The following is a 23,990-nucleotide window of genomic DNA, read 5'->3' on the forward strand; positions in this document are numbered from 1 at the left end:
TTGGGAACAAGCGAGGAACTACGCAGCATTTCTAGGTAGAACTACGTATACGCGGTTGTCGGTGCAAGCCCGGCGGCCAAGGGATTTTGTGGATTCCCATGCATTTCCGAGTAAAGTAGCGCCATGAAATTACGGCAAAAAATCATCTTCCTGGCGATCGTCCCACTGATCCTGGCGTTGTGCGCCATCGCGCTGGCGGTGCGGCACCAGGCGATCTCGCTCGGCCAGCAGCAACGGGCGACGATCCAGGCCGCTTACCTGGCCAGCAAGGAAGCCGAGCTGAACCACTATGTCGCGCTGGCCACGCGTTCGATCGCGCATCTGTACGATTCCGGCCGCAACGACCAGGCCACCCTTGACCAGGCCAAGGCGATCCTGGCCAAACTGTCGTACGGCGACGATGGTTATTTCTTTGTCTACGACATGCAAGGCAACAACCTGATGCATCCGCGCCAACCGGAACTGGTGGGCCGCAACCTGTGGGGCATGAAAGACGCCAACGGCAGCCTGACCATCCAGCACCTGATCGAACGCGCCCGCAACGGCGGTGGCTTCGAACGCTATCTGTGGACCAAGCCGTCCAGCCACCATGTCGCTCCCAAGCTCGGCTATGTCGTGCCGCTGCCGAAATGGGGCTGGATGCTCGGCACCGGCATCTATCTGGATGATGTTGACGATGCGCTCAACAAGATCGATACCCAGGTCTCCGGCAATATCCTCAGCACCATGTGGTGGATCGCCGGCATCGCCATCCTCAGCGCACTGGTGGTCGGCGCTTCCGGGCTGGTGCTGAATATCAGCGAACACCGCGTCGCTGACGCCAAGCTGAAGGTGTTGGCGCAGCGCGTGGTGCGCTCGCAGGAGGAGGAGCGCGCCAGGCTGTCACGCGACTTGCACGATGGCATCAGCCAGTGGCTCGTGTCGATCAAGCTGCAGGTCGAGGCCGGCATCGCCAAGCTCGACAACGGTCCGCAGCATGCCGCCGCAGCCAGGACCAACTTCGAACGCACTGCCGGCCAACTCAACGATGTGCTGGGCGAAGTGCGCCGCATCTCGCACGACTTGCGGCCCGCCATCCTCGATGACCTGGGCCTGGCGGCAGCGCTCGGCCACCTCGGCCAGGAATGGCAGGCGCACGCCGGCACTCCGATCGATTTCAGCGTCTCCGGCAACACCGATGACATGCCCACCGTGGTCAATACAGTGCTGTTCCGCATCGCCCAGGAAGCCCTGACCAATATTGCCCGCCACGCGCAAGCCAAGCAGATCGTCATGCACTTGCAGGACGATGGACAAGCAATTACGCTAACCGTGCACGACGATGGCGTCGGCTTTGACATGGCGCAGATCGACGGCAATCCAAAACGCGGCATCGGCCTGCGCAATATGGCGGAACGGCTGGAAGCGGTCGGCGGTAAACTGGAAGTGAGTTCATCGTCAGCGGGCACCACTGTGCTCGCCACAATCCCCCGATCCCAATTGAAAGCGGCGTAACGCTGCGCCTCACAGAAAAGAATCAATGTCCGATCAACCATCCACCAAAATCATGCTGGTCGACGACCACCCGCTGGTGCGCGACGGCCTGCGCGCACGGCTGGAGGCGGTGCCGCATTTCGACATCGTAGCCGAGGCCGGCAGCGCCGAAGAAGCCTTGCAGCGCGCCGAGCAGCAGCCGATCGACCTGATCCTGATGGATATCAACCTGCGCGGCAGCATCAACGGCATCGACCTGACCGCCCGTTTTCATGTGGACTTCCCGGAAATCGCCGTGCTGATCCTGAGCATGCACGACAAGACCGAGTACCTGATGCAGTCGGTGCAGGCCGGCGCGCGCGGCTATGTGCTCAAGGACGCACCTGGCAAGGACATCGTGCACGCGATCGAAACGGTGATTTCAGGGGGGATCTATTACAGCGCCGCGCTGGCGCAAAAACTGGCGCGGCCAATGACGCCGGGCCAGTTGCTGACTGCGCGCGAAAGGCAGGTGCTGCAGCACATCGCGAACGGCGAATCGAACAAGCAGATTGCCCGCGAACTGGACCTGAGCGTGCGCACCGTCGAAGCGCACCGGCTCAACATCAAGCGCAAGCTGGATATCGACGGCCAGGCGGAATTGATCAAGTTTGCGGTGGAAAACAACTTCCGATAAAAGCCGGTCCGTAAAGATTTGAATGAATTGCGCGCCCCGCCTCTACAGACACCTCATTCGTCATCCCCGCGAACGCGGGGATCCAAATTGCTGAATGGGCGCACTGAAAATGGATTCTCGCGCTCGCGGGAATGACGGGGAGCCGAGCTGGAGACACCTAGTCGGGGCGCCGAGTCCGGGTCGGCCGGACGGGCAGCGAGACAAGACACGACAAGCGGAATCCCGTCTTAACTTTACGGCATCAGGACCGCAGCCGGGTTTTATCCCAACCGGCCTTCGGCAGCCAGTTCGCGGATGACACGCACCGTGTCGATATCGGCTTCCTGATAGGCGGAACGCCGGAATTCGTCGTAAAACTCTTGTTCGGCCTGGGCCGCCGGCTGCAACTCAACGGCGTCGTCCTCATACTCGAAACGCACAAACAGCATTTCCGGCTCCGGTTCCTCAATCGTCATGATCAGGTTGGAGCCGCCGATATCCTGCTGTTTTGGCACCTGGTAGCGCACCTGGAGCTGCGGCAGGTAGCTGACGATGTCGCGCACGATGACTTTGCCATAGCGCAACTCACGCGTGACCGACTGCATCGACTGCTCGGATAGCTGGCAGTCGTCGAGATGCTCGACAAACAACATCGGCTGTTCGGCGCGCATGACCAGCCCGCGCCACAATTGCTCGCGCGTCAAGGTGTCGATCAGCGGGTTGAGGGGATCGTTGATTTCGATCAGATGGCTGAATTTCATGGCATGTCCGGCAAATGGGTTGATGACGAATTGTCCCATATTCGGCGGCCTAGCTGGGGCAAGACGGTAAGCAGGGTCGCAGCACTCCCACACTGTTAAAATACAGCGCTTTGCTCCTTCCGGCTTGTCGCTGTCTTGTCACTTATGTCGTCTACCCCCAATTTCGGTCTGAATGCTCCCCAACGGGAAGCCGTCAAGTATCTTGACGGCCCCTGCCTGGTGCTGGCCGGCGCCGGTTCGGGCAAAACGCGCGTGATCACGCAGAAAATCCAGCACTTGATCGAGGATTGCGGCTACGACGCCAAGCATATCGCCGCGCTGACCTTTACCAACAAGGCGGCTACCGAAATGCAGGAGCGGATCGCCAAGCTGCTCAAGGATCCGAAACAGGCCAAGCACATCACGGTCAGCACCTTTCATTCGCTCGGGTCAAGATCCTGCGCCAGGAAGCGCGCGAACTGGGCCTGAAAGACCGTTTCTCGATCATGGACAGCGACGATTGCTTTTCAATCGTGCAAGACCTGGCCATTACCACCGATAAACAACTGATCCGCCGCATCCAGACCGCCATGTCGCTGTGGAAAAACGGCCTGGTAGATCCAGAACAGGCCATCAAGCAGGCGGTCACTGAAGACGAAGCCCAGGCCGCGCGCATCTACCGCAGCTATGTGGCGACACTGGCGGCCTACCAGGCGGTGGATTTCGATGATCTCATCCGGTTGCCGGTGGAACTGTTCCGCAGCAATGAAACGGTGCGCGACAAATGGCAGCGCCGCCTGCGCTATCTGCTGGTCGATGAATATCAGGACACCAACACCTGCCAGTACGAACTGGTCAAGTTGCTGGTGACCGGGCTCGGCAAGAAACCGATGTTTACCGCGGTGGGCGACGACGACCAGGCGATCTACGCCTGGCGCGGCGCCACCATCGAAAACCTGAAAACCCTGCAGGTCGATTTCCCCGACCTGAAAGTCATCAAGCTGGAACAGAATTACCGTTCCTCGACCCGCATCCTGCAAGCCGCCAACGCGGTGATCGGCAACAACCCCAAGCTGTTCGACAAGAAGCTGTGGTCGGAACACGGCCTGGGCGATCCGATCAAGGTGATGGGCATGGAAGATGACGAGAAAGAGGCGGAGCAGGTGGCGATCATGCTGTCGGCACACCGCTTCGAGCGACGCGCCAAGTTCTCCGATTACGCCATCCTGTACCGCGGCAACCACCAATCGCGAATTTTTGAAAAAGCGCTGCGGCGCGAACGCATCCCGTACACGATGTCGGGCGGCCAAAGTTTCTTCGACCGCGCCGAAATCAAGGACATCATCAGTTACCTGCGCCTGATCGCCAACGAAGACGACGATCCGGCCTTCATCCGCGCCATCACCACGCCCAAGCGCGGCGTTGGTCAGGCCACGCTGGAGGTGCTGGGCACAGTGGCCGGCCAATGGCAGTGCTCGCTGTTCGAAGCCGTGTTCAAAGGCGGCATCGAAGCCAAGCTGACCGACCGCCAGCTGTATCCGCTGCGCGAATTCTGCCATTTCATCAACCAGCTGGAAGCGCGCGCCAGCCGCGTCGGCCCGGCTGGCAGCGGCGAAAATGCGGCGGCGGTGCTGGATGACATGATGAAGGAAATCAATTACGAGCATTACCTGTACGACAGCTTCGACGACCGCGCCGCGCAAGGCAAATGGCAAAACGTGCTGGACTTCACCAACTGGCTGAAGGAAAAGGGCAACGGCGGCAAGGAAGGCGACGGCGACGAGCGCAATCTGCTGGAACTGACCCAGATGGTGGCGCTGATGTCGATGCTGGAAGGGCGCGACGAAGAACCGGATGCGGTGCGCATGTCGACCCTGCACGCCTCCAAAGGGCTGGAATACCCGCACGTCTTCCTTATCGGCGTCGAAGAGGGCATCCTGCCGCACAAGGGCGATCCGGACGCGCCGCCCGAGACCATCGCCGCCCGCATCGAGGAAGAACGACGCCTGATGTACGTCGGCATCACACGCGCCCAGCGCAGCCTGCATGTCAGCTGGTGCAAGAAGCGCAAGCGCGCCGGCGAATCGATCCATTGCGAGATATCGCGCTTCGTCAAGGAAATGCGGCTCGACGAGGGCGACGCAGTGCCGACCGAAGCCGAACAGATCACGCCGCAGAACCGCCTGGCCAGTTTGAAGGCATTGTTGCAGAAGCCGCGAGCGGCGTGAGATGATAGGCAAGTCAGGACGCACCGCGAATCTTGCGGTCGGCCCAAAATGCATGCCGGTTCCAGCCTGTACGGAACCGCAACACTTACTTCAGGAGTAGCACACCATGACCATCGACAATATCAAGGCATCACTGCAAAAGCTCCACACCACGCTGGAAAGCAACGGTACAGTCGATAATGAACTGAAGGAACTGCTGCAAAAGCTGGATATCGACATCCAGGACCTGCTCAAAAAAGATGCAGCAGACATCGCCGCCAAAGCGCCGGAACCCGATCTGCGCTCGGAATTGGTGGAACGCGCGCAAGGCATTTCGGCGCGGCTGGCAGTGAAACATCCGCATCTGGAACCGGTATTGCGCGAAATCGCCGATACACTGACCAATATGGGTATCTGATCATCCCGTCAATTTAACTTTGCAGGCTGGATTGGCCTCGCGCGACCTGGCCTGCAACTGCTGCTTCAAACTTCCCGTTTAACCGATTTGGGCACAGCATAATCGCCGCACGATGTGTGGCCATGAAGCCGTGCCTGCGATTGCTTTATTTTATTGGAACGCCATGTGGTTTAAAAATCTCCAAATTTTCCGAATTCCCGCTCCGTGGGCCATCTCCGCAGAACAATTGGAAGCCTTCCTGGCACCGCAGGCTTTCGCCAAGTGCAGCAGTCTGGAATTGCAAAGCCAGGGCTGGCTGTCGCCGCGCGAGAACGGCATGCTGGTGCATACCGTCAATCGCCAGATGATGATCCTGCTTGGCACTGAAAAGAAATTGTTGCCGGCCACCGTCGTCAACCAGGTCACCAAGGCGCGCGCCGCCGAGATTGAAGAGCAGCAAGGCTTTGCGCCCGGCCGCAAGCAGCTCAAGGACCTCAAGGAACAAATCACCGACGAACTGCTGCCGCGCGCGTTCAGCATCCAGCGCAATACCTGGGTCTGGATCGATCCGGTCAACGGTTGGCTGGTGATCGACGCCGCCAGCCCGACCAAGGCCGAGGAAATCCTCAAGCTGCTGCTGGCATCGGTCGATAAATTGCAGATTTCCGGCCTGCGCACCGCGCACTCGCCGCTGACCTCGATGACCAACTGGCTGGCATCGGATGAAGCGCCGCACGGCTTCACCGTTGACCAGGACACCGAACTGCGCGCCACCGGCGAGGGCAAGGCCACCGTCCGCTACGTACGCCACACCATCGAAGCCGACGACGTCCGGCGCCACATCGCCGCCGGCAAGCAATGCACGCGCCTGGCCATGACCTGGGCCGACCACATTTCCTTCGTCCTGACCGAATCCTTGGCAATCAAACGCATCGCGCCGCTGGACGTCCTGAAAGAAGGCAACGACACCAGCAGCAAGAACGACGACGAACGTTTCGATTCCGACATGATGCTGATGACCGGCGAACTAAGCAAGATGCTCAACGACCTGGTATTTGCATTAGGCGGCGAAGCCCAAGCCCTAAGTTAAAAACAAGTTTTAACAGCCGGCAAGGGGCTCTGCAGAAGCGTAGCGAGCCCGTCAATGTCAGCGCGAGAAGCGCAGCCGTACGAAAGTACGGTGAGCATCACAGCGTTGAGATTGCCGGGCGCAGTAGCTTATGCAGAGTCCAACTAGAACGCGCGGATGGTGGTGCCGTCGCTTGAGGTATCGAAACTGTCAGGGCTGATCATGACGCGATTGCGCCCAGCCGATTTGGCCGCGTACAGGGCCATGTCGGCACGCTGAAATGCAGCGTCGATGGTTTCCCCCGGACGGAAATCGGTAATCCCGATCGAAGCAGTCAGCACAATGCCTTGTCCAAACTTGCTCCAATCGTAGACTTCAGTTTCGGCGCAGATGCGGTCGAGCGCAGTCACGCCTTCACTGACCGTGGTACCGGTCAGCACCAGTACGAATTCATCGCCGCCATAACGGGCAAAGTGGTCGCTCAAGCGCATTTCATTGCGCACGATCTCGACGAAGGTCTTGAGCACCATATCGCCGGCTGCATGGCCGAAATTGTCATTGACTGACTTGAAGCCGTCCAGATCAAGGATGGCGATGCAGAACGGCGTACCGCCGCGCTGGAAGCGCTTCTGTTCGACCGCCAGAATTTCCATCAGCGAACGACGGTTCTCGATGTTGGTCAGTTCGTCGCGCGTGGCCAGTTCCTGCACCCGCTTCATGGCCTGCACCAGCTGCTGGTTCTTCTCGGTCATCTTGCGCTGCATGCGGCTCAGCATGTTGGCCAGGTAGATGCAACGCCCCAGAGTCAGGATGAAGGACAGGCAAACCAGCAGCTGGCTGAAATTGGTGGCGACCGGGAAGCTCAAGTGCGACCCCATCACACTGAAGGCCAGCACAAGCGCCAGCGAACCGATCAGCCAGCTGACCACGTACCAGAAGGTACTCAGTCCCAATACCCGAAGCCGTAGATAATGAAGAAATTGATCAGGAACAGATAGCCAACATGAGGCGCCATGATCATGAAAGCGGTCTGCATCAACAGCGCCGTCACCATCTGCGGAAACATCATGCTGGGATATTTGTAGCGACGATTGACTCCGCTGCGGATCAGCAAATAGAAGATGCCGTTGACGATCACCACGACCATGCCATACAGCAGCGCAATCTCCGGCTCGATTACCCCGGCACGCGAAAATCCCCATAGCAGCAATGTATCCAGCAAGCCGCTCAAGGCGACGCGGGCAACCATGCCAAGCGCCATCGCATTGAATTCTCTTGAACGTTGCTGTGTCATGTACCCGATTTCCTGTAGGTTGCCATTTGTTTTTCTAGTTTGATTGGCAACAAGCAGCCACGCGTAACAGACACCAATGCATTTTTCCAGCGAAATGGATGCGGGATGTATTTCCATGCAAAAACATTAGCGCTAAATCTTCTGGCATTCGCATATTCGCATGGATGCGGGATTGTTAAGTTATCTATCAAAATTATTGCACTACAGATATTCTATAGCTTACTGGCTATTTAAGTTACATCTTCCATCGATAGTAAACCCGCAGGCGGGTGTCGGCATGGCGGAATGAAAACTTTTTTAGAGGCTGTTTTTCCCGCTTAAAGGATTAAGGAAGCATGAGAGTCATTATTTTATTGTTAGTTGCCATCGGGATAGGTGGTTGGTATTGGAATCGTCAAAATACCATCGACGAGGAAAGCGTCAACCGCTTTTACGATACCGCCACCGAACATATCCTGAACGGCCGCAGCAAGGCGCTGTGCGCGATGATGACCAAGGATTTTACCCGTACCGGAGTCAATTCCACCAGCCAGGGACGGATTCAGGAGAACGCCGACAAGGAAGAGTCCTGCGACAAATTCGACAAGATGTTTACCTCGCTGGCCCAGGCCGGACGGCAGACCGGCGGCCAGATGTCGACCAACTACCAGGTCTCCATCGACCATATCGACATCGCCCCTGACCGCAAGAGCGCAGAGGTAAAGGTCTCGACCCAGATCAGCATGGCGGTCGGCCCGATCGGCCGGATCGCCGAAACCAGGGACAAGAGTACCGAAACGCTGGTGATCCGCAATGGCAAGCTGCTGTTGCAAAAATCGGAAGGAAGTTCGATCACGCGCACTATCGGCGATCGCTTTTGAGATGAATTGGACTTACAAATAAAAACGCCCGCTTGCGCGGGCATTTGTATTCTTGGCGGAGTGGACGGGACTCGCCTACATGCTGCAGGCCGCTGCTGCGCTTGCAAGCGCAGCCCTTCGCGTCCGCCGGAAGCCGCGCAGGCGGCTTCCTCCACCCCGCAGAGCGATATTCCCGCACACGGGAATATGAAACTGGACGTATAAATAAAAACGCCCGCTTGCGCGGGCATTTGTATTCTTGGCGGAGTGGACGGGACTCGAACCCGCGACCCCCGGCGTGACAGGCCGGTATTCTAACCAACTGAACTACCACTCCTAAACTGCACTTCATTTACGATCGTCTGGCTACTTGGTGGGTGCTGAGAGGCTCGAACTCCCGACCTACGCCTTGTAAGGGCGCCGCTCTACCAACTGAGCTAAGCACCCAAAATGCACACTTAGTCAGCCAAACTTTCTTAGCGTATGTCACTACGCCTGAAGGGGGCAGATTGTACAACGGTTTTTTTAAATAAGCTAGCGCTTCGTCAAATTTTGTTTCGAAAAGTTTTTCGAAGCAGTGTATTTCGATGCGCCGGCCTGTTGATCCGCTCTTGCAACAAGCGCTCATCAACCCGGCAGAATTATATACAAAACCGCCGGTAAAAGACGATTAAAGAAGGATTAATTGCATATTTCCATTCAGCAATCGGAAATTCCCATCATTGTCATGACAGATTCTGAAAGCCGAATTGAACCTCAAGTAATTTTCTGCATCTCAAAACCCGCCCGCACAAAACCAAGGCGGGCGATTGATTTTTGCAACGACGCTTGCCACACTGGGCACAGGCCACCACGATACCGGTAATGCCACGCCACGTTCGGAGACTGCAATGAATGCCAAGACCAGGATGGGACTGTACTGCGCAACAGCGGTACTGATGAGTGGCTGCTCCGGCCTGCTGCCGGGAACCCGGCCGCCAATCGCCACCACCACGCCGGACGCTACCTCAACCGCCTCCACACTGGACGACTACAAACGTGCGCTGGCGCAGCGCATCGTAGCGGTCAACTCGACCGCGGTTTATGTCGGACGGCCGCAAGCGCTGCTGCGAGCGGTAATCGTGGTCAAATATTATGTCGACGCCGATGGCAAATTGCTGCGCACCGAAATCATCCGCACCAACAAGGACCGCCGGGCGGAAACCAGCGCACTGACCGCCTTGCGTCGCGCAGCGCCCTTCCCCAAACCCGAAAGCAAATTCCTGCGGCGCGGCGAAGTCGAAATCGCCGAAAGCTGGCTGTTCAATGACGACGGCCGTTTCCAGTTACGTTCGATCGCCGAACAGCAGATGGACGAATAGGACAGCGCGGCTGTTGCCGGGCGTCACGACCTGCCTGACTTGCTTCCGCCGCGCTTCTCGCCTACCATCGGTCTACCAGCCGCAACGCCAGGAATGCCACCGTGTGACAACCCGTCACGCAGCGTTCGCACTTGCCACTTGCATTACTCCCACCTTTTTTCTGATGAGATCACAAAACAATGGATATCAAGCCGCCAATCACCATCTCCAGCTTTGACCTTGAACGGATTGAACAATTGCTGGAATCGGCCGCCTATCGCAACCTGCCGGGCCTTGATGCCCTGCAAGAGGAATTGCACCGCGCTACGGTGGTCGATCCGGAACAAATCCCGCCAGGCGTGATTACGATGAATTCCGCAGTACGCTTCGTCGACGACACGACCCACACCGAATACGGCCTGACGCTGGCTTACCCAAGCCCGTCAAACCCGCCCGATGCCGTGTCGATCCTGGCGCCGGTCGGCAGCGCCTTGCTGGGCCTGTCGGTAGGTCAGTCGATTTCCTGGCAAGGGCCGGGCGGCCGTCCCTTGCAACTGCGGATACTGGAAGTCACCTACCAGCCGGAAGCCAACGGCGAATTCCACCTTTAACAGGAGGCAGGCGACAACTCGCTCCAGCGGGCAGAATCGTTGTCGCCACTTCCCCTATTCCACCAGCCAGGTATCAGCGCGATTTGCCGGCCAGCGGCCGGATACCGACGCCGATACGCACTACATCCAGACAGGTCACCATGTTAAGCGCAGATTATCAACGCCCTTCCAAGCTTTACCGATATTCGGAACGGCAATGGCTGGAACGCTCCCTTACGCTCGGAGAATTTCGTTTGCGCCCGCCGGCAGAAAGCCTGCAGATCGGCAATCTGCATCATTCGCGCAGCACCGGCGTGCGGCCGATGCCGCAGTTGCTGACCCTGAGCATGAGCAGCAGCGACGATGCCGCCCTGTTTTCCACATTTGCGCCGGCAGATTGCTGTCTGGTGATTCACGACACCGAGCAATTCGGCGAACTGATCCATCGCGCCGCACAGCGAATCCTGCCGAACTGGGCCGGCATCGACGCCGCCGTGAGCTATGGCCAGAAAAGTCCTCTGGGAACGGCGTTCACCAAGGGCAAACCCGAAGCTTCCCAACGCGAATGGCTGTTCGCCTGGCGCCCGGCGCAACCAACGATTGCGCTGCGGCCGATCGTTCTGCAGATAGGTAACATTGAAAAGATTGCCGAACTACGTGACAAGAAGTAGTACATTATTGCAATATTATTGCTCACCTTCACTGACGCAGATAAAGAGCTGTCCCATATCGCAGTGCGATTGGGCAGCGCCTCACTGGTAATCAGCCTTTTATTAGCAGATAAACATGAGAGCCTGTATCATCGCCGACATGGCCTTGCCGACATCAGCAATCGCTTCTGCGGAAACCGCACAAACGATCCGCGCTATTTGAACATGACGAATTAAGGAGTCCCACGATGTATCGATCCACTCTGAAAACCACCCGCAGCGACGTCCGTAGCCTGGTGAAGGATGCCCAGGAATTATTCCTCGAAGCAGCTGCGACAACTGGCGAGAAAGCCGAAGACCTGCGTGAAAAAGGTTTGGAACTACTGGACGCGGCAATGTCCAAGGCACAGGACGTGCAAGCTGCAGCAATCGAAACCAGCAAGGAAATTGCGGCAACCACAGATGAGTACGTGCAGGAAAACCCATGGCGCGCAATTGCCATTTCGGCCGGCATCGGCTTGCTGGTCGGCCTGGTCATCTCCCGTAAATAATCGCAACATAACCTTCAGGCGCGCATGAACCCACAACAACCCAAGCAAGGCAGTCCGGGTCTGGTGTCCGGCCTGGTTGGCACCGCCAAGAACATGTTTGCGCTGGTGATCAGCCGCATTGAACTGGCCGCATTGGAATTCTCCGAAATCGGCACCCATCTGCTCAGGCTGATGTTTGCCAGCGCACTCAGCATTGTCGCGCTCTGGTTTGCACTGGCATTCTGGTGCGCTCTGGTGGTGGTGTTGGCCTGGGATGCGCTGGGATGGAAGATCCTGCTGATCCTGGCGGCGCTGTTCACGATCCTGGCAGTCGGTTGCGCTTTATATGTACGCAGCGTGCTGCGTCAGGGCCGCCTCGGCCTGCCTGTCACCATGGCCGAACTGCGCAAAGATCGCGACGCCATACTTTGAGCGGAGAACCTCACATGCATCGACACCCGCAACAGGACGGTCATCTTTCGACCGCCGAACGCAAGCAGAAACTGCTCCAGGAAGGTGCCGAATTTCGCGCCGCAATGGTGAGCTCGCGCGACGTCGTCCGCACCAGCCTGCACAGTCGCTCGCTACTGGCCAACCTGTTTGGACGCATCACCGGCGCAGCCTCATCGGTCTTCGGCAAGCCAGGCAATATCAAAACCGCCAATCTGCCGGCCCTGTTGCCACTGCTGCTCTCCAGCGCATCCTGGATCGCCAGGCGCGGCACCCGAAAACCATTGCTTGTCGGCGGTGCCGCCCTGGCCGCGATCGGCGCCGCCGTTTATCTCAGCAGTAGAAGTAGCAAGGCAACAAAAGATAGTGAATAGCTGTAATCCCCAGCGAGGGAAAAGGTATTTTTCTGATGCTGTCTCATACCAAGATTTGAAAGGAAAGACCATGAATAAATTCAAGATTGGCGCCCTGGTGTTGGCCGTTACCATGGCAACCGCAGGTTGCGCCGACATGTCGGAGACACAAAAAGGCACGGCGATGGGCGCCGGCGCAGGAGCTGTGCTGGGCGGCCTGGTCGGCGGCATCGCAGGTCCGGGCGGCGCCAAGCGGACAGCTATCGGCGCCGGCATAGGCGCTGCTATCGGCGCGGTTGGCGGCAATATCTGGGGCCAGCGCCAGCAAGAACAGAAACTGGCAATGGAACGGGCAACGGCAGGTACTAACGTCCAGGTCACCCAGACTGCCGACAACCGGCTGAAGGTAAACGTACCGGCCGATACCGGCTTTGCTACCGGACGTGCCGACCTCAATCCGGCCTTGCGCCCGATCCTGGACCAGCTGGCGACATCGCTGGTGCAAAGCCCGACGTCCCTGGTGGAAGTCTATGGCCATACGGATAATACCGGCACAGATGCGATCAACGGCCCACTGTCACGCCAGCGCGCACAGAATGTCGCCAGCTACCTGACCAGCCGCGGCGTTGCGCCGAATCGCATCACTACGGATGGCCTCGGCTCGACCCAGCCTCTGGTCGCCAATGATACGGTGGCCAACCGTGCGATCAACCGTCGCGTTGAATTGTTTGTCCGCGAACCGGCTCCTGCTCAGTAAGGCCAGCCTCAAGCCTATTGATCGCTGTCCCGAAGTCTTGGGCAAAAAAAAGCCAGTCAATAACTTGACTGGCTTTTTTACGACCGCGGCTACACTGCATTATTTTGCGGCAGGCCCCGAAGCTGCGCTAGCGGCAGCAGAAGCGGCGGCGCTTGCTGAAGCATCAGCGGCAGCCGCCGGTGCAGCCGGAGCCGGCACTTCAGGTTCCTTGAATTTGCCGCCGGATTGATTGGCCATGTAGACCACCGCGCGCGCGACTTCGATATCGTCCAGATCGGGATTGCCGCCCTTGGCCGGCATTGCCCGCAAGCCGTGCAGCGCATAACCAACAACCTTGTCGTAGCCATCAGCCAAACGCGGCCCCCAGGCGGCGGCGTCGCCAACCTTAGGCGCACCAGCAACACCGGCAGCATGGCAGGCGGAGCAAGTCGACTTGAAAACTTCTTCGCCCGACAGCAATTGCTTCGGTGCGTTGACATCCTTGAAGGTGAAGCCGATATCGGCCACCGGTTTGATACGGGTATCGATCGCTTCCGCCGTCTGCCCCTCTGAGCCAGCGCCGACCTTCTTGCCGTTGGTGACGTACTGCACCAGCAAGACGATACAAATGATGGGAACCAGAAAGCCTGCCGCTACGGCAGCGATCAGTTGCTTTGGCGTCTTGATTGCGGATTGATGTTCTTCGTTATGTGCGTCGCTCATGATTTCCCCAGTGCAATTTTCAAAACCGAAAAGCCGGACCATCCGCACAAAAAACCGTTCAAACCGCCAGAACAGCGCACGATCCCTCGCCAAACCCTTGATTATAGTCGCAATAATTACCTTTTGGAACGGGAAACCTTTGCTTTGCATGGACGCGCACGCAGAAAAACGGTATCCTTCATGCCTCTTCTCAGTTCCTCATACGCGGCTGTAGCTCAGTGGATAGAGTATTGGCCTCCGAAGCCAAGGGTCGCTGGTTCGATTCCAGCCAGCCGCACCAGTAAAATCAAAGCTCTTTGCTTGCCATCACATTTCTAGCCCAGCACCTTGCTTGTTGCCAAAAATTGCGGAAATTATATTTTTCGATACGGCGTTGCGACGCTTGATGGACATCAAATCACTGTTGTCTCTTGCAATAATGAATTACTCGACGTCAAACAATTGACGCCCAAAGATGCTGCGCAGCGTAGGCGCGCCAAGGCCGCCAAGCCTCTGCCCGTTCAGTCAACTGCCTTGCATTGGGTCTGTCACCTTCATGCTGCGCTATCGCCTGCATCAGGCCAACATCGCCGGCCGGAAATGCGTCGGTTTCGCGCAATTGGCGAATCGCAATGTATTGCGCGGTCCAATCCCCGATTCCCGGCAACTCACGCAATGTGAGGACTGCTTCCTCGAGACTGGCGCGCGTATCAAACAAGCGTGGATTTGCCACCAGTGCCGCCGCCACGCCGGACAGCGTTGCGGCCCGGGTTCTAGGCATTCCCAGCGTTGCCAGATCGGCTGCGGCCACGCGTTCCGCCTGCGGAAAGACATGCGTCAACCCGGGCCGGTCAACGGCAATCTCGTGTAGCGGTTCGCCATATTGCTGCACCAGCTTCCCTGCCAGCTTGACTGCGGCAGTCACCGTGATCTGCTGGCCCAGGACTGCCCGCATCGCCAGTTCAAAGCCATCCCAGGCGCCCGGCACGCGCAACCCCGGGCGAGCTGCCGTCAATGTCGACATTAACGGATCTTCCGCCAACTGGCGATTGATGATTTCAGGATCCGCAGCCAGATCGAACACCCGGCGCAATCGGGCGATGATTGCCGGGAGCGCGGCCAGCCGCGGAAAACGGATCGTCACTTCTAGGGCATGCCCCGCCCCCGGTCGAACCGCTATCGTGCCATGCGTGCCGTCAAGGCTGATACTGCGGTAATAACAATCATCGGCAACCCATTCCAGGCCGGCAATCGCGCGCGCCTGTAAAAAACCTAGCATTGCGGGCCAGTCGTAAGGTGGACGGTAACGCAGCAAGAGCGTGATCTCTCCCTGCGGGCCGGCCGATTGCTCTGGCTTGGCCCATGTCGCAATGCACTTGGCGGTCGCTGATAAAGCGCCTGGAATACCTCATTGAAACGACGAACGCTGCCGAAACCAGCCGCGAACGCGATCTCGGTGAACGGCAAACGCGTTTCGTGAATAAGCTGTTTCGCCAGCAGCACGCGGCGTGTCTGTGCCACTGCAATCGGCGAGGCTCCTACATGCTGTACAAACAGGCGACGCAGTTGCCGCTCGCCGATACCCAAACGCGCCACCAAGGCATCCATTCCGGCTTCATCCAATGCACCCATTTCAATCAGAGCGAGTGCGCGCGACACCGTATTGGATACGCCCGTGTTGGAAACACCACGCCAGGCGCCTGAATCGGGCGCGGCTTCAGGACGACAGCGCAGGCATGGCCGAAAGCCGCTCTCCTGAGCTGCGGCCGCAGAAGGAAAGAACATCACGTTTTCCGACTTGGCGGTACGTGCCGGGCAGATCGGGCGGCAATAGATCCTGGTGGTTTTGACGGCGATGAAAAAGCGGCCGTCAAAGCGCGCATCGCGGCTGGCCAGCGCCCGGTAGCATATATCGTGATCGAGTTCCATACGGCATGATCGCGCCGATGTTTTGTACTGTCTAGCGGTTTTCGGACATAGCCATGACACCCAGGATGTCTCGATGGCCACGTCCGAAAAGCGCCAGTTCGACACGTTTATGACGGGAATAATCTGCGTTGTTGATATTCCTCATTATGGAGAAACACATGCAACCCCGCTTCGACCTCGCCCAGCAATTCCGCCACCTCAATTTGCAAGGCAATTTCCTGCTCGCCAACGCCTGGGATATCGCCGGCGCTCGTATTTTTGAGGAAACCGGCTTCGCCGCCATCGGCACCACCAGCGGTGGGATAGCCTATTCGCATGGCTACTGCGATGCTGAATTGATCGACCGCGACGATATGTTGCGTCATATCGCGGCAATTGCCGGTGCAGTGAATGTTCCGGTAACTGCCGATATAGAAGCTGGTTACGGCGCATCCGCGCCGGCAGTGGCTGATACGATCCTGCGTGTGATTGAAGCGGGTGCGGTCGGCATCAACATCGAAGACAATAGCCACGGTACGATGCCTTCGCCCCTATTCGATATCCCAGAACAATCCGCCCGCATCCGCGCCGCTCGCGAAGCAGCGGATCAAGCCGACTTGCCACTATGGATCAATGCCCGCATCGATACTTACCTGCTGGGCCTGGGCGATGAAACCGAAAGCCGATTGGCAATGACCGTGGCACGCGCCAACGCTTACCTGGCGGCCGGTGCCGACATGGTATTTGTTCCCGCGCTAACCGATATCTCACTCGTCAAACGACTGCGTGCCCTCCTGCATGGCCCACTCAACCTGATGGCCATGCCGGGCGCACCCTCTGCAGCAGAACTGTTCGCCGCAGGGGCCAACCGTGTCAGCTTGGGCGTATGCCCAATGCTAGCCGCAATGGGCACGATCCGCGAGATCGCCATCGAAGCCCGCAGCCGTGGGACCTGGCAGACCATGCAGCGTAGTTTCTATGGTTTTGCCGAAGCAGAAGCGCTGTTTTCGGCTCGTGGCAACTAATCAATCGGGGGCTATGACCAGCCAACAATGCAAAGCGTGTCGCCGGAGGCCGTGGCGCCTGCAGGGTTGCTGTTTGGAGGGAATGCTGCGCGAGGAGGTTGCGCGCAGCGAATTGACATTATTTGTTGCTGCTCGCAGCGCCATTGAGCGCAGACCACAACCTTGGGCCGCCGTCGCCGTAGCGATCGTCGAAACGCTTCAGTAATGCTTCGCGTACCGGATCGGACAAGCTTGGATATTTATCGCCTTGCTCGATGGCGGCGTATTCTTCGCCAGCCTTGGCGAGGTCTGCGGGGATATGGAAATTGCCGATAAAGTCCTGCTGCCACTGCTCGGTGACCTTAGCGACGAGCGCCACACGCGCAGCGTGATTCAGGACACTGAACTCGTCGACGCCAGCGGTGATGCGTTGCACCGTCTCAGTCAATCCCTCCTCTGTCAACGGGGCCTTGGTGAACTCTTTAACGGCATGTGAGCCACTCGTCTTACTCATGTCACTCTCCTCTGTAAAGTGGTGCGATGATGGACGGTCCGCTTGCGCGTCATGTTTCTGTTGGAAGGCAAGCGGGTATTGCGTGAGTCGATTTAGTGCGGATCCAATGTAGTCAGGGTGTGGTGAAAAATCGCTGCTGCATTTCCTCCAGACCCAGGGTGTGCAGTACTTCGTTCAAGCGCTCGGTCGGCCGTTTGCGAGGCAGGTCCCGATAACTGGCAATAATCAATTCATTTTTCATCGAATGCTCCCAGCCGACCAGTTCTGTGACGCTGACCTGATAGCCGTGTGCCTCCAGTTGCAGGCAACGCAGTACATTGGTGACCTGGCTGCCGAACTCACGCGTATGCAGCGGATGGCGCCAGATTTCAGTCAATGCTTCCTTGCCCAGCGATTTGCCCTTGTTCTTTTTCAATACCGAAGCCACTTCGGCTTGGCAGCATGGCACCAGTACCATGAAGCGCGCCTGCTTCTTCAATCCAAATTCAATCGCGTCGTCCGTCGCGGTATTGCATGCGTGCAGCGCAGTGACAACATCGATCCTGGCCGGCAATTGAGAGGATTCAATCGACTCTGCGACCGACAGATTGAGAAACGACATTCCCGGAAATCCCAGTCGTTGCGCCAGTTCCTGCGATTTCTTGACCAGTTCTTCCCGGGTTTCAATACCGAAAATGTGCGATTTGTCGTTGAGCGTCTTGAAAAACAGGTCATACAGGATGAATCCCAGGTACGACTTGCCGGCGCCATGGTCAACAAGTTGCACACTCGCATTATCGCGCTGGATTTCCTGCAACAAGGGCTCAATGAATTGATATAGATGATATACCTGCTTGAGCTTGCGACGGCTGTCCTGATTCAATTTCCCGTCGCGCGTCAGGATATGCAATTCCTTGAGCAGCTCGATCGACTGGCCGGGACGGATTTCGTGCTTGGACGACTGCTGGTTGGAGGAGTTGGACTCTTGCTTGATGCCGTTCATTGCGCTTGCTTTCTGATGACCGGACCAGCCGGTGATCTTCACAAGTATAACGGCTTCGCAGGCCAGCGGCCGCATTAACCGCCGACGAGTGTCCAAAATATCATGCCGTATGGCTGAGACGCCCCATGGTGCAGCAGTAGCGACCCAATTCAATGTCATTGCGTAAGCCCAGTTTTTTCATCGCGGAGCTTTTTTGCAGGCCGACAGTCTTGACGCTCTTGTTCAGGCTGCGGGCAATTTCGCGCAAACTGTTGCCCACCACATACATCTTCAGCACTTCGGCTTCACGCACGGTCGGCAGCTTGCCACTTGGCCCTTTGCGCAACAACCGTTGCACCGACTTCCCGAGATACGGCGTGCTGCGTGTGCCTTCCTGGATAGCCCTGCCGAGTTCGGCTATCTCATCACTCTTATGGATCAGTCCCTTCACCCCGACGGTGCTGATCTGGTACAGCACCGCGGGTATATCAAGCATTGTCAGGACAATCAGGTCGATTGCGGGGTAGTCTTGATTGAGCCGATTGAGCAAGGCGCAGCCCTCGCCGATGCGATTGATCGGCATCGAAAACTCCGTGATCAACATATCGCACGGCGTGTCTCGCAGGCGCAATGCCAGCTCGTCAATGGACGAAACGCATGCGACTACCGAATAACCGGGTATTTCATTGAGATACTTCAGTGCCCCCGAAATCACAGCAGGTTGATCGTCTGCCAGGATGATCTTGATCATGGAATTTTCTCCGGTTAATGAGGTAACAATTAATCTCCAGGGAGGCGCGCTCCCCTTTCGTTTGTCAAATTATGTTCGACCAGGATTGTTAATAATATAAGTTTATCCCTTAAAAATGTGATCGAAATGATAACATATAGGCAAAATATCTAAAATGATTCCCAGTTACACGCAGCCGGCATTCCTGCACCGCTGATCAGCGAGCGCCGGCATTTACCAGCATGACGTTGTTGAAGGAGACATCAACATGAAAATTGTTCTAGCGGATGACCACCCCGTGTTTGTCGCCGGAGTGCGGGCTTATTTTGACAATGTGCCGGATTGCGGCGTGGTGGCCAGCGTGACCAGTTCGGATGCGCTAATCAAATGCCTGGACTCAACGCCATGCGATCTTGTCATCACCGAGTTTTCGATGCCGATGAACCGCATCAGCGATGGCCTGCATCTGCTGTCTTATATACAGCGCCATTACCGCAAAAATGGTTGATCGTCCTCACCATGAACGCCATGCCGGCGGTGCTGCATCAGTTAATCCAGAGCGGCGCCAACGCCTTGCTGCACAAGAGCGACGAAATCCCCGAAATCAGCAAGGCGATCCGCCATCTCGGCAACAACACGCCATACATAGGGCCATCGTTCCGAGCGTTGCTGATGCAGGGAGTCGACCCACAAGCCAAAAGCGGCATTCCCAGCCCGCGCGAGACAGAGGTATTACGTCTGTATGCAGCAGGCAACAGCCTGCGCGAAATCTCCGAACGCCTGAGCAAAAGCGTGAAGACGGTCAGCCTGCAAAAAACTGCTGCGATGAAGAAACTGGGCCTGCGCAACGATATCGAACTGGGCCGTTACTACGCAACCGTCAGCGGCGATAGCGTCCAGCCGCCGGAACACGTCGGCTGGTTTCTTTCGGCGGAAGCAACCGACGCCGTCGATTTCACGCATTAGGTGGCTGCAAGCACCACTTCCCGGTTCGTTGAGCAGATTACATTGGAAAACGGGCCGGCCGAATATGATTTTAAGGAAAATCGTCGGCAACGCGATGCGGTTCTGCTTGCGCGTGCGGCGGCGTGGCACAATATAAGAAATATCATTTACCGCTGCCATGCCCATACAAGTTATACAGAACCGCCGCCTCTATCAGCAAATTGCCGACCAACTGCGCGACATGATAGATCGCGGCGAGTACGGCCCGGTGGCAATCTGCCGCCTGAGCGAGAGCTTGCCAAACAGTTTGGCGTCAGTCGCACTTCAGTACGAGAGGCACTGATCGCGCTGGAAGTCATTGGCATTGTCAGCGTGCGTGTCGGCAACGGCGTGGTGGTCTTGCCGCGTGGGCAGGCCATGGCCGGCGGCGAAACTGGGGCGTCAGCGCTGCAGCAGGCGGCAAGCCGCAGCGGCTGGGAGATTGATCCAGAGCTCGACCTCGAAATCAGCCGGAGCTGGATGATGAAATCCCACCGTTCAAGTTGTTGCAGGCACGGAGGCTGGTGGAACCTGAGACGGCGGCGCTGGCGGCGGTCAACGCCAGCGACGAGCAACTGCGCAGCATCGCCGAGGCGTTTGCCCGCAATGTCGAAGACAACCGCAACGGTTCCCACACCCATCCCGGCGATCGCCTGTTTCATATCCGCATTGCAGAAGCCAGCGGCAATCCGGCTTACCTGCTGCTGGTCAGCCATCTGCTGGGACGCAAATACGGCATGATGTTCCAGCGCCTGCAGACGTTATATACGTCGAAGGATATGCCGAATCGTTCGGAGCACGAACACCAGCTGATCCTGGATGCGCTGCAGGCGCGCGACGCCGTGGCGGCGCGACGGGCGATGCGCGCGCATATGGATTCGGTGGTGCGGATATTCTCGCGCTCGGTGCCGGAGCAAAGAAGCAATTAAAGCAGCGCCGCTTGGCGAATTCCATGCAGTTAAGTGATATTGCGCCGACATTCCCGCAGGTATTACGTCGTTCCCGCGAACGCGAGAATCCAGTTTCATGGCTTCACTCCGCAATTTGGATTTCCGCGTTCGCGGGAATGACGAGGACGCTCAGTCGGGAACGCCGAGTCGGGAGCGCTGAGTCTGAGCGCCGAGCCCCAGTCTTCAAACCGGCGGCGTCGAGCCGAGGCCGTCTAAACAGGGTCGCGTAAGCGGAACCACCGGGACGCCCAACGATGAAAATCACAGGCATATCAACTGAATGGCATGCCGCTCTCTGAGTCTCTTCATGGTTCGGCTGAGCAGTTGTCTTCCGCCAGAAACAATCCTCAGATATCGACCGGGTCCACTTCCAGCGACCACTTGGCGCGTGTCTTGACCTGCCTTAGCACTGCCATCCAGTCGGTCAGGAATGCCTGCAAACCCGGACGCGACGGACATTCGACCAACAATTGCGCACGGTCGACATTGGCGACCCGGGTCATGGTCATCGGGATTGGATCGTGAATCGTGATGCCGTCATGTTCGATGCAATTTGCTGCGTGCTGCAGAAACTCAATCGCGGTTTCCAGTTCTTTCGCTTCGGCGCGCAGCAGCGCCTGGTAAATATAGGGCGGCAGGCAGGCCTGTTCGCGCTCTTCCAGCAATGAGCTAGCGAAGTGATCGTAATCGTGGGCGATCACTGCCGCGTACAGCGGGTGCTGCGGATAGCGGGTCTGAATCAGCACTTCGCTCGGGCTGCCACCTTCCTTCTGCGCCGCACGGCCGGCGCGGCCGGCCACCTGCATCAGTTGCGCAAACAGGCGTTCGCTGGCACGGTAATCGTGCGAAAACAGGGCGGTGTCGGGATTGAGGATGCCGACCAGGGTCAGGTTCTTGAAGTCATGTCCCTTGGCGACCATCTGGGTGCCGATCAGGATATCCACATCGCCCCGGTGCACGCTGTCGAACGCCTCTTGCGCGCTACCTTTGCGCCGCGTCGAATCGGCATCGATGCGCAACACGCGCGCTTCCGGGAACATCGCCCGCAAACCTTCCTCCAGGCGCTGCGTACCGCGCCCCAACGGCTGCAGGTCGACGTTGCCGCAGGTCGGGCAGGATTTCGGAATGCGCAGCTCCAGGCTGCAATGATGGCAGCGTAGCCGATGCTCGGGTTTGTGCAGCACCATGAACGAGGTGCAGCGCGTACAGTTGCTGACCCAACCGCAGGCGTCGCAGGCGATCACCGGGCATAGCCGCGCCGATTCAGGAACAGCAGCGATTGCTCGCCGCGCTCCAGCCTTTGCTTGAGCGCGCTTATCAAAGTTGAGGTCAGGCCTTCGCTGGGTTTGTCGCGCTCCATGTCGATCCGCCGCACTGCCGGCAACACGGCATCCTTGACGGCCCGTTCGCGTAGCTCCAGTTTCTTGTAACGCCCGGACTGCGCGTGATGCCAGGTTTCCAGCGACGGCGTGGCCGAGCCCAGCACGATCGGTATCCGCAATTGGTGGGCGCGCCACACGGCCAGGTCGCGCGCAGAGTAGCGTAGGCCTTCCTGCTGTTTGTAGGATGGATCGTGCTCTTCGTCGATCACGATCAGCTTCAGATGCGGCAACGAAGCCAGCACCGCCAGCCGGGTGCCGAGGATGATCCGTGCCTGCCCCAGATGCGCCGCCAGCCAGTGGCGCATGCGCTCGCCTTCGGCCAGGCCGCTGTGCAACGTCGCCACCATGACACCCGGGAAGCGCGCGCGGATGTTGCCCTCCAGCTGCGGCGTCAGGTTGATTTCCGGGACCAGGATCAGGATCTGCGACAGGTTGTCTTCATCCGTTCCGCTATGCGCCAGGATTTGCGCTGCCGCCTGCAAATAGACTTCTGTCTTGCCGCTGCCGGTGACGCCATACAGCAGCGTCGGCGCAAAGCCGCTGGCGCCGGCGATGGCATCGGCGGCGTGCTGCTGCGCCGGGTTCAGCTGAGCGACGTCGATCGGTGTGGCATCGTGCACGGCGCCGGCTTGCTGCAGCTTCTTTAAACCGCGATCCAATGCTACGGTGGTCAGCGCACGCAGGTTTTTCGGCAAACCGGGTAACGCCACCTCGCCCAACGGCCGCTGGTAGTAATCGGCGGCAAAACGACACAGCGCCAGCCATTGCGCCGACAACGGCGGCAACTGGTGGCGCACGGCTTGCACATCTTTCAATTTTTCCGGCGGAACATCACTTTCGGCACTGGTACCGACGATCAGCCCGACTACTTCGCGACGGCCAAACGACAACTGAACCAATTGCCCAATTTGCGGCGTGGGTTCGCTTTCGTCGCGGGCCTGCCAGCGATAGTCGAAGCTGCTATCCAACGGGGTGTCGAGGACGATTTGGAGGATGCTTTGTTTCACGAACTTAATGTGGTTCCCGAAGAAATAGGCTAACTATCGGTTTCATAAGTGCTTTTACTGCTGTCCACAAGATCTGTGGATAACTTTGTGGACAAGGTTGCCAAAACAAAGTAACAGCATGTATTTGCGGGCGATTTCGTCGCTTGCTCAAACTATTGGCAAAATAAATATTCTTTAAAATCAAATACTTAATCCATCCATTTATATTGTTGAAAAATTTCTGATTTTCAAAAAAATGGCCTTGCAGAAACTAAAAAATGTGCATAACTAAATGCGCTGCGCCCAAAAAAGAGCAATTGAAGGTAACAATCATCGCGGCTAATCGAGGCTGGCAAATTGCCTTGCGAAATGACAATGTTTTCAAAAAACCCGTCCACTCCCGCCAGTAAAATTATCGGGATGTCAATCGCCTGCCATCACCAACAATTTCTAAAGGGCAACAAAAATTCAGATTTCACTTAATGTAAAACATCAAGACATGTCCTAACTCACGGTTTCATAAGCGCTTTTCAAATTATCCACAAT

At 57.6% G+C, this 23,990-nt stretch carries 24 protein-coding genes, 3 tRNA genes and 3 pseudogenes; 18 read left to right on the plus strand and 12 right to left on the minus strand.

Going from position 1 to position 23,990, the window contains the following annotated elements; translation table 11 throughout:
- Positions 1–123: 123 nt before the first annotated feature.
- Together CAter10_RS21110 and CAter10_RS21115 are read left to right on the plus strand one after the other, a co-directional pair.
- On the plus strand, positions 124–1,494 hold the full coding sequence (locus CAter10_RS21110) for a cache domain-containing protein (RefSeq protein ID WP_061534997.1): 1,371 nt from the start codon (positions 124–126) through the stop codon (positions 1,492–1,494).
- Positions 1,495–1,519: 25 nt separating this feature from the next.
- Positions 1,520–2,149 carry a response regulator gene (locus CAter10_RS21115; RefSeq protein WP_061534998.1) on the plus strand — a complete coding sequence of 210 codons (630 nt, stop codon included), beginning with the start codon at positions 1,520–1,522 and terminating at the stop codon, positions 2,147–2,149.
- A gap of 260 nt (positions 2,150–2,409) precedes the next feature.
- Here the strand turns inward: CAter10_RS21115 and CAter10_RS21120 are convergent, their stop codons facing one another.
- Entirely contained in the window at positions 2,410–2,889 is a 480-nt protein-coding gene (locus CAter10_RS21120; protein WP_061535495.1) for an SRPBCC family protein, read from the minus strand.
- A gap of 144 nt (positions 2,890–3,033) precedes the next feature.
- Here CAter10_RS21120 and CAter10_RS21125 point away from each other — a divergent pair.
- The 3 genes and pseudogenes from CAter10_RS21125 to CAter10_RS21135 all read left to right on the plus strand — a co-directional run bounded on the left by CAter10_RS21125 (position 3,034) and on the right by CAter10_RS21135 (position 6,562).
- Positions 3,034–5,096, plus strand: a pseudogene (locus tag CAter10_RS21125) (UvrD-helicase domain-containing protein).
- A gap of 106 nt (positions 5,097–5,202) precedes the next feature.
- On the plus strand, positions 5,203–5,493 hold the full coding sequence (locus CAter10_RS21130; protein WP_231879090.1) for a DUF4404 family protein: 291 nt from the start codon (positions 5,203–5,205) through the stop codon (positions 5,491–5,493).
- Between the two features lie 163 nt (positions 5,494–5,656).
- Positions 5,657–6,562 (plus strand): recombination-associated protein RdgC, encoded by a 906-nt coding sequence (locus CAter10_RS21135; protein ID WP_061534999.1) that lies wholly within the window; start codon positions 5,657–5,659, stop codon positions 6,560–6,562.
- A 143-nt stretch (positions 6,563–6,705) separates the two neighbouring features.
- On the opposite strand, the gene CAter10_RS21140 is transcribed toward CAter10_RS21135, so the two are convergent.
- Both CAter10_RS21140 and CAter10_RS22960 read right to left on the minus strand, forming a co-directional pair.
- Positions 6,706–7,494, minus strand: a complete 789-nt coding sequence (locus CAter10_RS21140; protein ID WP_061535000.1) for a GGDEF domain-containing protein — start codon at positions 7,492–7,494, stop codon at positions 6,706–6,708.
- Positions 7,485–7,835 (minus strand): hypothetical protein, encoded by a 351-nt coding sequence (locus CAter10_RS22960; RefSeq protein WP_164840477.1) that lies wholly within the window; start codon positions 7,833–7,835, stop codon positions 7,485–7,487. The genes CAter10_RS21140 and CAter10_RS22960 overlap by 10 nt, the downstream gene beginning before the upstream one ends.
- 335 nt (positions 7,836–8,170) lie before the next feature.
- Here CAter10_RS22960 and CAter10_RS21150 point away from each other — a divergent pair, with 335 nt between their 5' ends.
- Positions 8,171–8,695 (plus strand): hypothetical protein, encoded by a 525-nt coding sequence (locus CAter10_RS21150; RefSeq protein WP_128083166.1) that lies wholly within the window; start codon positions 8,171–8,173, stop codon positions 8,693–8,695.
- 239 nt (positions 8,696–8,934) lie between these two features.
- On the opposite strand, the gene CAter10_RS21155 is transcribed toward CAter10_RS21150, so the two are convergent.
- Positions 8,935–9,011: transfer RNA gene (locus tag CAter10_RS21155), tRNA-Asp, on the minus strand.
- 34 nt (positions 9,012–9,045) lie between these two features.
- A tRNA-Val gene (locus CAter10_RS21160) sits at positions 9,046–9,121 on the minus strand.
- A 443-nt stretch (positions 9,122–9,564) separates the two neighbouring features.
- Between CAter10_RS21160 and CAter10_RS21165 the strand changes: the two genes are divergently transcribed.
- The 7 genes from CAter10_RS21165 (at position 9,565) to CAter10_RS21200 (ending at position 13,344) form a co-directional block, all read left to right on the plus strand.
- Entirely contained in the window at positions 9,565–10,035 is a 471-nt protein-coding gene (locus CAter10_RS21165) for an energy transducer TonB family protein (protein WP_061535497.1), read from the plus strand.
- A 179-nt stretch (positions 10,036–10,214) separates the two neighbouring features.
- Positions 10,215–10,625, plus strand: a complete 411-nt coding sequence (rnk, locus tag CAter10_RS21170) for a nucleoside diphosphate kinase regulator (RefSeq protein ID WP_197467156.1) — start codon at positions 10,215–10,217, stop codon at positions 10,623–10,625.
- Positions 10,626–10,765: 140 nt separating this feature from the next.
- Entirely contained in the window at positions 10,766–11,275 is a 510-nt protein-coding gene (locus CAter10_RS21175; protein ID WP_061535003.1) for a hypothetical protein, read from the plus strand.
- A gap of 227 nt (positions 11,276–11,502) precedes the next feature.
- The gene (locus CAter10_RS21185; protein WP_061535005.1) at positions 11,503–11,805 is read left to right on the plus strand and encodes an ElaB/YgaM/YqjD family protein; all 303 of its coding nucleotides are present in this window, start codon (positions 11,503–11,505) and stop codon (positions 11,803–11,805) included.
- Positions 11,806–11,829: 24 nt separating this feature from the next.
- Positions 11,830–12,216 carry a phage holin family protein gene (locus tag CAter10_RS21190; protein ID WP_061535006.1) on the plus strand — a complete coding sequence of 129 codons (387 nt, stop codon included), beginning with the start codon at positions 11,830–11,832 and terminating at the stop codon, positions 12,214–12,216.
- Positions 12,217–12,230: 14 nt separating this feature from the next.
- Positions 12,231–12,608 (plus strand): hypothetical protein, encoded by a 378-nt coding sequence (locus CAter10_RS21195; protein ID WP_061535007.1) that lies wholly within the window; start codon positions 12,231–12,233, stop codon positions 12,606–12,608.
- Between the two features lie 70 nt (positions 12,609–12,678).
- Positions 12,679–13,344 carry a YiaD family glycine zipper/OmpA-like lipoprotein gene (locus CAter10_RS21200; RefSeq protein WP_061535008.1) on the plus strand — a complete coding sequence of 222 codons (666 nt, stop codon included), beginning with the start codon at positions 12,679–12,681 and terminating at the stop codon, positions 13,342–13,344.
- A 99-nt stretch (positions 13,345–13,443) separates the two neighbouring features.
- Here the strand turns inward: CAter10_RS21200 and CAter10_RS21205 are convergent, their stop codons facing one another.
- Entirely contained in the window at positions 13,444–14,046 is a 603-nt protein-coding gene (locus tag CAter10_RS21205; protein WP_061535499.1) for a c-type cytochrome, read from the minus strand.
- 204 nt (positions 14,047–14,250) lie between these two features.
- Here CAter10_RS21205 and CAter10_RS21210 point away from each other — a divergent pair.
- Positions 14,251–14,326, plus strand: a tRNA-Arg gene (locus CAter10_RS21210).
- Between the two features lie 153 nt (positions 14,327–14,479).
- Here CAter10_RS21210 and CAter10_RS24415 read toward each other — a convergent pair.
- The gene (locus tag CAter10_RS24415) at positions 14,480–15,304 is read right to left on the minus strand and encodes a DNA-3-methyladenine glycosylase family protein (protein WP_061535009.1); all 825 of its coding nucleotides are present in this window, start codon (positions 15,302–15,304) and stop codon (positions 14,480–14,482) included.
- Complete coding sequence (locus tag CAter10_RS24420) at positions 15,298–15,954, minus strand: bifunctional transcriptional activator/DNA repair enzyme AdaA (RefSeq protein ID WP_061535010.1); 657 nt, start codon at positions 15,952–15,954, stop codon at positions 15,298–15,300. The genes CAter10_RS24415 and CAter10_RS24420 overlap by 7 nt, the downstream gene beginning before the upstream one ends.
- Positions 15,955–16,112: 158 nt before the next feature.
- On the opposite strand from CAter10_RS24420, the gene CAter10_RS21225 reads away from it, so the two are divergent.
- Complete coding sequence (locus tag CAter10_RS21225; RefSeq protein WP_061535011.1) at positions 16,113–16,958, plus strand: isocitrate lyase/PEP mutase family protein; 846 nt, start codon at positions 16,113–16,115, stop codon at positions 16,956–16,958.
- A 118-nt stretch (positions 16,959–17,076) separates the two neighbouring features.
- Here CAter10_RS21225 and CAter10_RS21230 read toward each other — a convergent pair whose 3' ends face one another.
- The 3 genes from CAter10_RS21230 to CAter10_RS21240 all read right to left on the minus strand — a co-directional run bounded on the left by CAter10_RS21230 (position 17,077) and on the right by CAter10_RS21240 (position 19,163).
- A complete protein-coding gene (locus CAter10_RS21230; protein WP_061537505.1) occupies positions 17,077–17,451 on the minus strand; it encodes a hypothetical protein in 375 nt (124 codons plus the stop codon).
- Between the two features lie 112 nt (positions 17,452–17,563).
- Positions 17,564–18,433: a class I SAM-dependent methyltransferase gene (locus CAter10_RS21235; RefSeq protein ID WP_061535500.1), complete on the minus strand. Its 870-nt coding sequence runs from the start codon at positions 18,431–18,433 to the stop codon at positions 17,564–17,566.
- Between the two features lie 100 nt (positions 18,434–18,533).
- Entirely contained in the window at positions 18,534–19,163 is a 630-nt protein-coding gene (locus CAter10_RS21240; RefSeq protein WP_061535013.1) for a response regulator, read from the minus strand.
- A gap of 247 nt (positions 19,164–19,410) precedes the next feature.
- On the opposite strand from CAter10_RS21240, the gene CAter10_RS21245 reads away from it, so the two are divergent.
- From CAter10_RS21245 to CAter10_RS21255, 3 genes and pseudogenes are all read left to right on the plus strand, one after another.
- Positions 19,411–19,650 carry a response regulator gene (locus CAter10_RS21245; protein ID WP_061535014.1) on the plus strand — a complete coding sequence of 80 codons (240 nt, stop codon included), beginning with the start codon at positions 19,411–19,413 and terminating at the stop codon, positions 19,648–19,650.
- Positions 19,651–19,661: 11 nt separating this feature from the next.
- Positions 19,662–20,108 carry a LuxR C-terminal-related transcriptional regulator gene (locus CAter10_RS21250; RefSeq protein ID WP_205630273.1) on the plus strand — a complete coding sequence of 149 codons (447 nt, stop codon included), beginning with the start codon at positions 19,662–19,664 and terminating at the stop codon, positions 20,106–20,108.
- A gap of 157 nt (positions 20,109–20,265) precedes the next feature.
- Positions 20,266–21,055 (plus strand): annotated as a pseudogene (locus tag CAter10_RS21255) (FadR/GntR family transcriptional regulator).
- A gap of 368 nt (positions 21,056–21,423) precedes the next feature.
- On the opposite strand, the pseudogene CAter10_RS21260 reads toward CAter10_RS21255, so the two are convergent.
- Positions 21,424–23,465 (minus strand): annotated as a pseudogene (locus tag CAter10_RS21260) (primosomal protein N').
- Between the last annotated feature and the right edge of the window lie 525 nt (positions 23,466–23,990).

This window comes from Collimonas arenae (assembly GCF_001584165.1).
Taxonomy (GTDB): Bacteria; Pseudomonadota; Gammaproteobacteria; order Burkholderiales; family Burkholderiaceae_D; genus Collimonas; species Collimonas arenae.